Annotated in this window: 9 protein-coding genes; all 9 read left to right on the top strand. The window is 55.7% G+C overall.

The genetic code is table 11. From position 1 onward, the window contains the following. Positions 1–20: 20 nt before the first annotated feature. The 9 genes from ACFQPC_RS01850 (at position 21) to ACFQPC_RS01890 (ending at position 13,519) form a co-directional block, all read left to right on the top strand. Positions 21–1,019, top strand: coding sequence for a formylglycine-generating enzyme family protein (locus ACFQPC_RS01850; RefSeq protein WP_382269945.1), 999 nt, complete (start codon positions 21–23; stop codon positions 1,017–1,019). Between the two features lie 58 nt (positions 1,020–1,077). Further along, positions 1,078–2,079, top strand: a complete 1,002-nt coding sequence (locus ACFQPC_RS01855; RefSeq protein ID WP_382269946.1) for an HAD family hydrolase — start codon at positions 1,078–1,080, stop codon at positions 2,077–2,079. A 128-nt stretch (positions 2,080–2,207) separates the two neighbouring features. After that, entirely contained in the window at positions 2,208–2,477 is a 270-nt protein-coding gene (locus ACFQPC_RS01860) for a hypothetical protein (protein WP_382269947.1), read from the top strand. Between the two features lie 12 nt (positions 2,478–2,489). After that, positions 2,490–4,700, top strand: coding sequence for an autotransporter (locus ACFQPC_RS01865; protein WP_382269948.1), 2,211 nt, complete (start codon positions 2,490–2,492; stop codon positions 4,698–4,700). Between the two features lie 133 nt (positions 4,701–4,833). Next, positions 4,834–5,661: a hypothetical protein gene (locus ACFQPC_RS01870; RefSeq protein ID WP_382269949.1), complete on the top strand. Its 828-nt coding sequence runs from the start codon at positions 4,834–4,836 to the stop codon at positions 5,659–5,661. Positions 5,662–5,696: 35 nt separating this feature from the next. After that, positions 5,697–6,953 (top strand): DUF3300 domain-containing protein, encoded by a 1,257-nt coding sequence (locus ACFQPC_RS01875; protein WP_382269950.1) that lies wholly within the window; start codon positions 5,697–5,699, stop codon positions 6,951–6,953. A gap of 11 nt (positions 6,954–6,964) precedes the next feature. Next, positions 6,965–7,933, top strand: a complete 969-nt coding sequence (locus tag ACFQPC_RS01880; protein WP_382269951.1) for a DUF2950 domain-containing protein — start codon at positions 6,965–6,967, stop codon at positions 7,931–7,933. Positions 7,934–7,945: 12 nt separating this feature from the next. Beyond that, the gene (locus ACFQPC_RS01885; RefSeq protein WP_382269952.1) at positions 7,946–10,138 is read left to right on the top strand and encodes a patatin-like phospholipase family protein; all 2,193 of its coding nucleotides are present in this window, start codon (positions 7,946–7,948) and stop codon (positions 10,136–10,138) included. A gap of 552 nt (positions 10,139–10,690) precedes the next feature. Then, entirely contained in the window at positions 10,691–13,519 is a 2,829-nt protein-coding gene (locus ACFQPC_RS01890; RefSeq protein ID WP_382269953.1) for a two-partner secretion domain-containing protein, read from the top strand. The last annotated feature ends 66 nt before the right edge of the window (positions 13,520–13,585 follow it).

Consider the following 13,585-nt stretch of genomic DNA (forward strand, 5'->3'; position numbering starts at 1 on the left):
TTGCCTTAAGGGGACTCAGTATGCAAGTAGATACACAGCTGCAAACAGCAATGCCACTACAGCCGTCGCTGCAGGCACCGCGCAATATGGTGTGGATACCGGGCGGGAAGTTTTTGATGGGGTCCAACGATCACTATCCGGAAGAGGCGCCGGCGCACAAGGTGGTGGTAGACGCCTTCTGGATGGATAAGTATGCGGTGACCAATAGCGATTTCAAGCAATTCGTCGATGCGACCGGCTATGTGACGATGGTGGAACGCGAGGTCAATCCGGATGACTATCCGGGCGCGCGTCCCGAATTGCTGGTGCCATCGTCGGTGGTATTTCAAAAGACTCCGACCAAGGTCGAGCTGGATGATCCGCATCAATGGTGGCATTACGTGCAGGGCGCTGACTGGAAGCATCCGCGTGGTCCGCAGTCGTCGCTACAGGGCTTGTGGAAACATCCGGTCGTGCATGTCGGGATTGAAGATGCACAGGCGTATGCTGAGTGGGCCGGCAAGTCTTTGCCGACCGAAGCCGAGTGGGAATTCGCGGCGCGTGGCGGACTGGATGGCGCCGAGTATGTCTGGGGCGATGAATTTACGCCGGGCGGACGCTATATGACGAATAACTGGCAGGGCGATTTTCCGCATCAGAATTCGTTGCTGGACCGCTACGAGTGGACTTCGCCGGTCGGGGTGTTCCCGGCCAATGGCTATGGCTTGTACGACATGGCCGGCAATGTCTGGGAGTGGACGGTCGACTGGTATCAGGAACACAGCAAGATCCAGCATGCCTGCTGCACCATTAATAATCCGCGCGGTGGCGAACCGGACGGCAGCTTTGACCAGCGCGTCAAGAATGTGCAAATCCCGCGCAAGGTCATGAAGGGTGGTTCACATCTGTGTGCACCGAATTACTGTCGGCGCTATCGACCTGCCGCCAGGATGGCGCAACCGATAGATACCGCGACCTGCCACCTGGGTTTCCGTTGCATCGTCCGTATCAAGGGTGAACCGGACGTCGCCAGCCAATAGACGAATGATTAGCTGAAATGCCGGGCCTGGATCAAGGCCGCAACTGACAGGAGTCAATATGAAACATTTTTCAGAATTGCGTCGCCAGTTTATCCAGGCTACGGTCGCCGTCTCGCTGCTGTTTGCCTTGCCGGCCTGGGCCGCCGATGCCTTGCCCTCCTGGCGTGACGGTCCGACCAAGCAGGCGATCATCAAATTCGTCATCTCGGTGACCGATACCAATGCCAAGACCTATGTCAAACCGGATGATCGTATCGCCGTGTTTGATAACGACGGCACGCTGTGGAGTGAGCAGCCGTTTTATTTCCAGCTTTATTTCATGGCCGACCAGGTACGCGCCGCTGCGCCCAAGCATCCTGAGTGGCAGGATTTGCCGGAATTCAAGGCGCTGATGGCGCGTGATATACCGGCCCTGATGAAGATAGGTGTCAAGCCGGTACTGGAATTGCTGGCAGTCGCCAATTCCGGCATGACGACCGCGGAATATGACAAGGCGATAGACGACTGGCTATTCTTTTCGCGTCATCCGCGTTTCAACCGTCCTTATACCGACCTGGCTTATCAGCCGATGAAGGAATTGTTGCGCTACCTGGAAATGAATTTCTTCAAGAATTTCATCGTATCCGGTGGCGGGGTGGAGTTTATGCGGGTGTGGAGCCAGAAGGTGTACGACATTCCGCCGGAACGTGTGATCGGCACTGTTGGTGGCGTGAAGTTTGAAGAAAAAGACGGCAAGCCGGTACTGATCAAATTGCCGAAGATGGAATTTCTGGATGATGGTCCCGGCAAGCCGGTCGGCATCTATCGCAGTATCGGGTGCCAGCCTATCTTCGCTTTCGGTAACTCGGATGGTGATTTGCAAATGCTGCAATGGACTGCCGCCGGCAAAGGCCTGCGTTTCATGGGACTGGTGCATCACACCGACGAAAAACGTGAATGGGCATATGACCGGACCTCGCATATCGGCAAGCTGGACAAGGCACTGGATGCAGCATTGGCAAACGGCTGGACCGTGGTCGATATGAAAAAGGATTGGGCCAAAGTCTACGCATTTGATTGAGGTGGTGGCATGGTACTTCGGGGCAGTGCCTGCGTCACCAAGGTTCAATTCCGTCAGCGTCCTCATGCATACACAATGAGTCATCGCTGTCGCCATCGGCTGCGATGACTACATTGTGAGGGGGTGTCATGACTGTATCGGGCTATCGATTTGTCGCTGCGCTATTCATCATTGCATGTTGCCTTATCGTTGATGCACATCGCAGTGCATACGCGGCCGATACCAGGACTGATGCGATCGGCAAGGAATCATCGTGGCCGCTCGCCATCACTTCCGGCAGTACGAAACTGACGGTATTCCAGCCGCAACTGGATAGCTGGGATGGCTTCCACCTGACGGCACGCATGGCGGTGCGGGCGACTACCAATTCCGGCAGCAAGACGCCGAATACGAGCTAAGGCATCATCACCATGCAGGCGAATACGCTGACTGATAAAGGGACACGAGTCGTCACGATCAATCAGGCCAATATCATCAAGAGTGATTTCGGTTCAGCCACAACGGCACAAACGCAGGCGTGGATCAAGGTTATCGAACAGGATTTCGCCGGTAAATCGCACACGATTGCCCTGGACCGCCTGCAACAGCAACTGGCAATTAGCGCGTCGAAAAAAAATGATGCGCGCCTGCCCTTGCGCAACGTGCCGCCGGCTTTCATCTTTTCCAATGTCCCGGCGATATTGATATACGTCGATGGCGCACCGACTTATCGCGCCATGCAGGGCTTGCCATTCCAGCGCGTCATCAATACCCGTGCTTTGCTGTTGCGCGACGGTAGCGGTACTTACTACCTGAAGATATTCGATGGATGGATGACGACGACGGACCTGGCCGCGCCCTGGCGCGTGTTGAACGCGACATCGGCGCATCTGGATGAAGCTTTCAAGCAAACGTCGAATGCGCATTTAATCGATGCATTGAGTGGCCAGCCGGCAGCGGACAAGCCGGGACCGTCCTTGAAAAACATCGTACCGAATGTGTATGTTGCGACCAGGCCGACTGAACTGATTGTGACTGACGGTGCGCCGAAGTACGCCGCAATCACCGGCACCAATCTCTCTTATGTGAGCAATACCACCGGCCACATTCTGCGCCACGCACCGGATAACAGCATGTATGTCCTGGTATCGGGGCGCTGGTTTCGTGCTCCCGGTGAAGCGGGGCCGTGGGAGTTTGTGGCAGCCAATGCCTTGCCGGCGGATTTTGCCCGTATTCCAGATGACAGCCCCGTGGAAAATATCAAGGCTTCGGTCGCCGGCACCGCACAGGCTGCCGATGCTGTAGTGGCGGCAACAGTGCCGCAGACCGCAGCCGTCAACATCGTCGGCACGCGTCTGGCAACGCCGCAGTTTGATGGTGCGCCGGTCTTCAAAACCATAGCCGGGACGACTGTTGAATATGTCGCCAACTCGGCGACGCCAATAGTGCGGGTCGATGGTTCCACCGTTTATGCAGTGCAGGACGGCGTATGGTTTTGGGCTTCGTCGGTCAACGGACCATGGGTGGTCGCGACCATGGTGCCGCTGGCAATCTACAGCATCCCGCCCAGCTCGCCTTTGTATTACCTGACCTACGTCAGGATCTATGCGGTGACGGGTAACACGGTGTATGTCGGCTACACGCCGGGTTATCAGGGGGCATATATCGATCCGGTGACCGGTGTCGTCGTGTATGGCACCGGCTATGTGTATGAGCCGTGGGTCAGCAGCTATTGGTATGGTGATCCGGTGACTTATGGTTATGCCGCTTCGATTGCATATACGCCGTGGACCGGTTGGGCTTATGGCTTTGGCTTCGGCTGGTTCTGGGGCGCCGCGACGGTGGCTTACGGCTGGGGTTGGGGACCGTATCCGTACTGGGGACCATGGGCTTATCCGGCATGGGGGCGGGCCTGGGGCGCGGCCGGTGGTGCAGTCGCATGGGGACCGGGTGGATGGGCCGGGTATAGCGGCAATATTTATCAGCAGTGGGGTAATCGCGCCAGCGTATCGCGCGAGTATGGCGGCTTCGATGCATGGACCGGCAATGAATGGGCCGGCCGCGTAGGTGCTTCCTACAATTCGCGTACCGGTATTGCATCCGCAGGACAGCGCGGCGCGATCGGCAATGTATATAGCGGCAACTACGCCGCCGGTTCACGTGGTGTCGCAACCGGACCGCAAGGCAATGTCGTGGTCGGCGCGCGCGGTGTTGCCGGGAATGCTTATAGCGGCAATGAAGTGCACGGCAATCGTGGTGCTTATTACGACAAGAGCACCGGGCAGTGGACCACCTTCGGTGGCGCGACCGGGCAGGATGGCGGCCATGTCGCACATATAGGCGACGACGTCTACGCCGGCAAGGATGGCAATGTCTATCGCAAAACCGGTGACGGCTGGCAACAGCATACAAGCGGCGGCTGGCAATCGGTACCCGGCAGCAGCCAGGGCCAGGCGACCCGCAGTGCGACTGGCGGCCTGGGCGCATCTCGTGGCAGCCCGCCTGCCACAGAAAATTTCCAGCGCGAGCATGCGGAAGGACTCGAGCGCGAACGGAGTGCGCGCATGGCCGGGGGCCAGCAGGCGTTTCAGTTGCGGCAATCTTCGATGGGCATGCACCGGGGCAGTTTCCGCCGGCGCTAGTGCAGATTCGTTGTGGGTGGCGTGCAGGGAATTGCACCAAAGGGCACGTCGCCTTGCCTGAATGCCCGATATTCTCCGGCAGTATTTTTGGCTAAGGTGAGCAATGCACAAAAATCCTATGGAGATGCGCCACATGCAAACTTTGCTGAAACGAATAGAGGTTTCTTATGCCGGGCGGGCGTGGCTGGTCTTGCTGGTCGCGTTGATCCTGTTGCTGTGCAGCGCCAGCGTGTATGCGCAGCACCCGTCGGCTGAAGAAATGAATGCCGCCAATAATCCCTTGCAGCCGACGCTGGGTGTGAATTTCCAGGACCAGTATGTCGGCCGTTCCTATGGGCTTGGCGACAAGGATAGCAATGCCTTCCTGTTCCGCGGCACGCTACCGCATAAATTATTCAATCAACCGCAAATCCTGCGTGTGACCATGCCGGTGGTGACCACGCCGGATATGGATCCGATTGGCCGCAAGACTGGTGCCGGTGATCTCAATATCTTTGATATTTTCGTATTCAAGCTGGACGGTATGGAAGTGGGCATAGGTCCGCAGTTGACGATACCGACCGCCAGCCGCGATGAAATGGGTACCGGTAAATGGCAGGCGGGTCTGGCCGGGATGGCGATCGCGCCGCAGAAGTGGGGTTTGCTGGGTGCTTTGCTTACCTGGCAGCGCTCCTTCGCCGGTGACAACGATCGTCCGACACAAAACAATTTTTCCGCACAACCCTTCTTTATGTACAACCTGCCGCAGGGTTGGTATGTACGCAGCACCGCGACCTGGAACTATGACATCCAGCGCAGTACCTATTCGATCCCGATCGGACTCGGCGGCGGCAAGGTATGGAAATCCGGCAAGACCACACTCAATCTCTTCGCCGAGCCACAGTGGACGGTGTCGCATCAAGGTGACGGCGTGCCGAAATTCCAGGTTTTCATGGGTTTGAACCTGCAGTTCCCTTTGTAGGCAAAGATTCGACAAGAATTTGACAAGGAGGAGTAATGAGTAAGCTCATACCCGGATTGCTCAGCGCACTGGCGCTGGTCTTGTGTCTGCAGCCTGTCCTGGTGGCCGCGCAAGCTGCGCCACCTCCGCTGACCAAGGAAGAGCTCGATCAACTGGTGGCGCCGGTGGCCTTGTATCCGGACACCTTGTTGTCACAGGTACTGATGGCGGCGACCTATCCCGCCGATGTCGCTGATGCCGCCAAATGGTCTGCTGCCCATGCAAATGTAAAGGGGGATGATGCCGTCAAAGCAGTCGACGCGCAGCAGTGGGATCCCAGCGTCAAGGCATTGGTGGGCTTTCCTCAAGTATTGCAAATGATGGGACAGAAGCCGGACTGGGTCCAAAAACTCGGTGATGCCTTCCTCGCATCATCCAAGGATGTACTCGATTCTGCGCAACGCTTGCGGGCACGCGCGCAAAAGGCCGGCAATTTGAAATCAAATGAACAGCAAAAAGTCGTGGTCGACACTTCGCAGACAACGCAGGTGATCCAGATCCAGCCGGCCAATCCGCAAGTGGTGTATGTACCGGCTTATAACCCGACCGTGGTGTACGGTACCTGGCCATATCCATCGTATCCACCTTATTACATGCCACCGCCACCGGCCTATTATCCGGGCGCGGCACTGGCATCCGGTATTGCCTTCGGCGTAGGTGTCGGTATCACGGCTGCCTTGTGGAGCGATTGCGACTGGCACCATGGTGACGTCAATATCAACGTCAACAAGTACAACAACATCAACGTCAATAACAGGATCAACGCGAACCAGACCACCTTCCAGCACAATGCCGCCAATCGGCGCGGTGTGCCGTATCGTGATCCGGTCAGCCAGCAACGCTATGGCAAGAACATCCCGGGTGCCAGCGGACGACAGGATTTCCGTGGTCACGATCCGGCCCGCGATGCGCAACGCAAACAGGCGCAAGGCACTTTGCAGCAACACGGAATGGATCCCGCCGCCGAACGTAATCGCCTCAATAACGATCCGCAAGCAAAGAGCCGTGCCCAGAATGCCGCACGTGATAACAACCGTAATCAACTTGGCGGTGCAACGCGCAACCAGCCGGCGCGGGGCGGCGGCGATAGTGCTTTGCGCGGGGCGGGTAACGGTCAGCAGGTCAGGCAGCAAGCCGAGCGCGGCAATGCCAGTCGGCAAGCGATGGCCCAGCATCAGAATGTCGCCGCACCCCGTAGCGGTGGCGGTGGGGGCGGGCGCGCTGCAGGTGGCGGCCTTGGACGTCATCACTAGGAGCGGCCGACATGAACAAGACTATGAACCCTTCTTTCTCCGTGCCTGCGGTCAACGGCTGGCGCAATCTGCACACGCTGCTGCTGGCGGCAGCCTTTACGTTTTCATCCACAGCAGCGCTGGCGCAGCAAAGCTACCCGTCCGCTGATGATGCGGCGAACGCATTTGCAGATGCGGTCGCGCGGCCGGATCCGGAGCAACTCAATAAAGTCCTGGGCAAGGACTGGAAGACCTTGATGCCGACGCAAAATATTGCGCAGCAGGATATCGATGACTTCCTGAGCGCCTGGAAGCAGGCACATCGGGTTGTTGCGCAGGGTGCTGACCGGGCTGTGGTGGAAGTCGGTACGCAGGGCTGGACCTTGCCCATGCCGGTGGTCAAACGCGGTAGCGGCTGGCAATTCGATGTGCAGGCCGGTTCCGAAGAAATGCGCACCCGACGTATCGGCCGCAATGAGTTGAACACCATGCAAGCCTTGCTGGCTTACTACGATGCGCAAAAGGAATATGCCAGTGTGGATCGTGGTAGTGACGGTATCCTGCAGTATGCGCAGAAATTCAAAAGCAGCCCGGGCAAACATGACGGCTTGTATTGGGTCGTGGCCGATAAGGAAGCGGAAAGCCCCTTAGGTTCATTGTTTGCCACCCTGAAACCGGGCGAGGGTTACCACGGCTATTACTATCGTATCTTGACCGCGCAGGGTGAAAATGCCAACGGTGGCGCATACAGCTACATCATCAACGGACGCATGGTGAGCGGCTTCGCCTTGCTGGCCTGGCCGATCAATTACGGACAGACCGGCGTCAAAAGCTTCATCATCAGTCACGATGGCAAGGTATATGAAAAAGACTTCGGCCAGAATACACCGGCCCTGGTCAAACGCATCAAGGTTTTTGATCCTGACAAGAGCTGGCAAAAAGTCGCCTTGCCCGAACCGGTTCCCCAGAGTGCCAGCAATGCCAGTGATAAAGCCCGTTGATGCGGACATGACATGCTCCGACCACGAGACTGGATATGTGCTGCCGCGCTGTCGGTTTTGTTGGCCCCCGGCGGCACCTTTGCCAGGGAGCCGCTGGACCGGCCGCGCATAGGATTGGCATTATCCGGCGGCGGTGCCCGTGGCGCAGCACATGTCGGTGTATTGAAAGTATTGGAAGAATTGCGCGTGCCGGTCGATTGCGTGGTCGGCACCAGCATGGGTTCCATCGTCGGCGGTGGCTTTGCGATAGGCATCGCGCCGAGTGAGATGGAGCGCATCATTTCCACTACCAGCTGGAAAGATGTGTTTACCGATCATCCGCCACGCAATGAAATTCCGATGCGGCGCAAGGATGATGATTACAAGAATTTGTTTGCCCCCGAGTTTGGCGTGCGTGGTACGCAAATCCTTGCCCCCAAGGGTGTGATTGCCGGTATTTCCATTGAAAGCTTCCTGCGCGACTTCACTGCCGAAGGTACGCAGAACAGCGATTTCCAAAAACTTCCTATCCCATACCGTGCCGTCGCCGCCGACCTTGAAACCGGCAAGCAGGTGATCCTTGCCAGCGGCAGCTTGCCGGCCGCGATGCGCGCCAGCATGTCCTTGCCGGGTATCGTGCCGCCGGTAGAAACCAATGGACATCTGCTGGTCGATGGCGGTATCGCGAATAACCTGCCGATTGATGTCGCGCGTGAACTGTGCGGCGATATCATCATTGCCGTCAATATCGGTACGCCGCCGCTCAAGCGCAAGGAGATAGGTTCTATCATTTCCGTCGTCGGGCAACTGGTCAATTTGCTGGGAAATGATTCGATAGAGCGCCAGCTGGCGACGCTGGGTGCCAAAGATGTGCTCATCAAACCTGAGCTGGGCGACATTTCGGCCGCCAGCTTTGACCGCGCGAAAGAAGCCATCCAGATCGGCGAACAGGCCGCGCGCGCCATGACCGAATCATTGCAGCGTTACAGCCTGCCGCCGGATGTATATGCACGCTTGCGCAAGACACAGGCGGCGAAGCCGGCCAGCATGCGTGCCATTGATGAAATCCGCTTTGAAGGTTTGCAAAGGACAAATGAAGCTGTCTTGCGCAACCTGGTCAAGACCAAGGCCGGTGAACCCTTGTCGGAACAAAAGATCGGCGAGGACTTGCGTCGCATCTATGGGCGGGGTGACTTTGAAGGGGTGAACTATCACATCAGCGATGACGATGGCCGTCGGGTACTGGTGATAGAAGCGCATGAGAAATCCTGGGGGCCGGATTACCTGCGTTTCGGCGTGTCGCTGCAAACCGATTTCCAGGGCGAGAATGATTTCAATGCCGGTGTCAGTTACAAGCGTACCTGGCTCAGCAACCTCGGTGCGGAATGGACCACCGATGCCCAGGTAGGACGGGATACCTTTATCTCCACCGAGTTTTATCAACCGATCGATGCGGCGGGACGTTTCTTCGTCGCCCCCTACGGCAAGGTCAGCCAAAACACGCGCCCGGTTTATCTGGGCGAGGACCAGGTGGCGCGTTACCTGACACGACAGTTGCGCCTTGGCGTTGATCTCGGGGTATCCATGGGGCCGTGGGGAGATGTACGTGCAGGTCCGGCTTACCGGCGTATCAATGCCGACGTGAATACCGGTTCACCTATCCTGCCTGACTTCAAATCCGATGGCGGCGGTGTACGTGCGCGCTTCTTCCTCGACCAACTGGATCGCGCCTTCCTGCCACGCGAGGGCTATGCCGTCGTCATGACAGCAGAGCGCTGGTTCGATAAGGACGCATACAACAAGCTGGATGGGCGAGCGACCTACGTCAAGAGTTTTGGTGAACATACGATCAGCCTGAATGCATCCGGTGGTTCCAGCGTCGGCACGCAAATACCGTACTTCGACTCCTTCCGCCTGGGCGGTCCGTTCAGGCTCTCGTCATATCGGATAGACCAGTTTTCCGGCAACAATTATGCGATGGCGCGTGCGATGTATTACAAGCGCATCTTCAACCTGCCATCGCCATTGGGTAATGGTGTCTACCTGGGCGGATCACTGGAAGCCGGACGTGTTGCATCCATACTGGACAAGCGCGACGGGCAGGGTACGCTGAAGTCGGCATCGGTATTTTTTGCGGCGGATACCTTCCTTGGACCGGGCTTCCTGGGCTTTGCCGCTGGTGGCGGCGAGACTTCTTTCTATTTGATGTTTGGGGTGCCGTATTGACGGTGATGGGTTTGTATCTTCACTAAGATAAACGGGCTTTCCAAGCGGTACAGAAGTCATTCTGCGATCTCATCATTTCTATCCACTCATCCCGAACGGGAATAGCGGTAATTGCTCCTTCTGTTGATGTATTTTATTGTACAGAGGAAGAACGACGGTTTTATCTGACAAATAGCATTGTCATTCATGCATGTTTTCATGTGATTACAAAAATGCGATATATCAGTTAAAATACAGCGCCCAGAGTTTTACCGTCCCTTCATCTATCCATCAGATTAGTGGCGAGCCTGCCTCCAAATACACTGCGAGGTAAGGATATACGTTATTACCTATAGCGAATATCAGTACGGCGCACGGTATATCTGCGAACAATAATAGAGCATCCTGTTTTGCACGGCTCATTCATTCGCCTATCGTTATATCTGTTCATATATAGCAATAAAAGAGCGAAGCGTGACCGGTAAATTTATTTATACCTAAAAAAAGCATAGAGATTCGCCCGGCTTATGCCACGCGAGGCCTTGCTGAGTCCAATTCTTCGAAGGAATAGACATGCGCGCAGTTTCCAGTTTTTCTCCAAGCCGGCGGGCGGCCTTACAACGCACACAGTTATGCCTGGCGATATCAGCGATGCTGGTACCGGTGTGGTCCTTTGCAGCGCCGGTCGTGGGGCCGAATGGTGGTGTGACCAGTGGTACGGCGACCATCGTGCAGAACGGTGCCGTCACTGACATCAATCAAAGTTCAAACAAGGCGGTCATCAATTGGCAGAGTTTCAGTACTGCGCCGAATGAAACCGTCAATTTCAACCAGCCCAATGCGGCGTCCATCACCCTCAATCGTGTGATCGGGAATGAACAGAGTGTGCTGCAGGGTGCACTCAACGCGACAGGTAAAGTCTTTCTGGTCAATCCGAACGGCGTATTGATTTCGACCGGTGCAACGGTCAATACCGGTGGTTTCCTCGCCAGTACCTTGAATATCACTGATGAAGATTTCAATAAAGGGAACTACACCTTCAAGGGTAATGGTTCGACCGCATCAGTGACTAACCTTGGCACCATCACGGTCACTGATGGCGGTTATGTAGTGCTGATGGGGCATCTGGTGTCGAACCAGGGGGCGATAGTGGCGACCAAAGGCACGGTATCGCTGAATGCTGGTAACAAAGTCACGCTGAACTTCAATGGCAACTCGCTCTTGAGCGTGACGATAGATGAAGGTGCGTTGAATGCTTTGGTAGAGAACAAGCAGGCGATCTATGCGGATGGCGGCCAGGTGATCCTGACGGCGAAAGCTGCGGATGAATTGCTAGGTTCGCAGGTCAACAATACCGGCATCGTGCAGGCACAAACGATAGATGACCTGAAGGGTACGATCGAAATCTACGCACATGGCGGCACGGCGAACATCGCCGGGAAGCTGGACGCATCGGCTCCGACTACGGGTGATGGTGGCTTCATTGAAACCAGTGGTGATAAGGTCAAGATTGCGGATAGTGCAGTCATCACGACGAAATCGGCAACAGGAAAAAGCGGTACCTGGCTGATTGATCCAACTGATTTCACCATTGCAGCGAGTGGTGGCGATATAACGGGTGCTGCGCTGAGTGCGCAGCTTGCCAATAACGCTCTCGTCACTATCGAAGCCGCGACGCTGGGGGCCAATGGTATCAATGGCGATATCTATGTGAACGATGGTGTGAGTTGGTCAACGGACTCTATCCTGAAGTTGGTCGCAGTGCGTGACATCAATATCAATAATGAAATCAAGGCGACCGGAGCCAATGCCGGCCTGGTGATGAATTATGGCCGCGACTACAACATCCGGACCAAGGCCAGCTATAGCGGTTCGACGCGGGATGCAGCTGGGAATCTGGTCGCAAAACAGGATACCAGTGGTGGTGTGTACGGTAGCGTCACTTTAAGTGGTGCCAATGCGAGTCTGAATATCAATGGTGATAATTACACCTTGATTCATGACATGGCTTCGCTCGCAGCTATCAATGGCACGGGTAAATTTGCCTTGGCGCAAAACCTGGATGCCGCCAGCGGGATATACAACGGTGCCGTGATTGCGAGCCTGGACGGAACATTGGCCGGGATGGGACATACCATCAGCAACCTGACTATCAATACACCTAACAACGACTATGTCGGTTTAGTCGGGCAGTCTACGAATACCAGCATCATCCGCGATCTTGGATTAGTGAACATTAATATTGCGGGTAACAGCAATGTTGGTGGTGTAGTCGGATATAGCACAGGTAGTAATGTCCATCATGTGTATGTAAGTGGAACGGTAAAAGGTTTCTCGAACGTGGGTGGGGTGCTTGGTTTCAATAACGGTGGTTCTGTCATCAGTTCGTATTCCACCGCTGATGTTGAGGGTGCCTCAAGCGTTATCGGTGGACTCGTCGGACGAAATTTTGGTGCGATGGCCACCATAGTCGGAAGCCACGTCACCGGCAAGGTAACGGCTTTCAATAACCAGGGGATTAGTCCGGGTAACGTTGGTGGCCTGGCCGGGATGAATGTCAATGCAACCATTGCCGACTCCTACTATGCCGGCGAGAGCGTCACGGTATCCATGGATGCTACTTCTGTTGGTGGTTTGGTTGGTACAAGCGGAGCAGGTGCTGCAGTCATCCGTGACTCATTTGTGGTGACAAACGTTATCGGTGGACTCAACAGTGTCGGCGGATTTGCGGGAAATAACTCGGGCCTTATCAAGAACTCAAGTGCCGTTGTGAGCGTATCGGCAGGACAGCCATTCAATACCCAAAATATTGGTGGATTTGTTGGTTTTAATGGTGCTAGCGGGGTGATCAGTGATTTCTCGGTAAAGGCTACCGTGACCGCCCCGGGCAATATCGCCGGAGGAGTGGCGGGGAATAATGCAGGCAGCATTCTTAATGGCGTCGTTGTTGCCGATGTCACGGTCGGTACTGGTGGATATGCAGGGGGTATAGCAGGCATCAACAATGGCGCGATCTCCGGAATTACGCTGAGCGGTTCGGTATCTGGTGAGATAACTGGTCGAGAAGCTGCATCGAATAATGGCACGATTACAAATATCAGTGCACCGCCACCACCCCCTGATCCAAATACCAACGCAAATTCAAATGCGGCAGCCGTCCAGCAAGCCACTCTGGAAAATGTTGGCCAGCAACTAGGTTCGGCTGCGCAATCAATGCAACGGGATGTTAAGCCAACGCCGCAACAATTCTCCACCGCAGAGAAATATCCTTCAATCGATAAGCAGATCGTCTTCGCCGATACGCAGAATTTCTCTGCCGATGTGAAGAGCATCGTCGTCGACGGTGTGCGCTTCAATCTTGAAGACAGCTCCAACCCTCAAGACAAGGAATCCCGCAAATAAGCGCTGAATACGACGTTGGCGAAGCTGACAGGGAGTGTCTTTTTTCGCTGCCAAGGTGTCCTTTTC

Source organism: Herminiimonas glaciei, from assembly GCF_042664955.1.
GTDB classification, from domain to species: Bacteria; Pseudomonadota; Gammaproteobacteria; order Burkholderiales; family Burkholderiaceae_D; genus Oxalicibacterium; species Oxalicibacterium glaciei.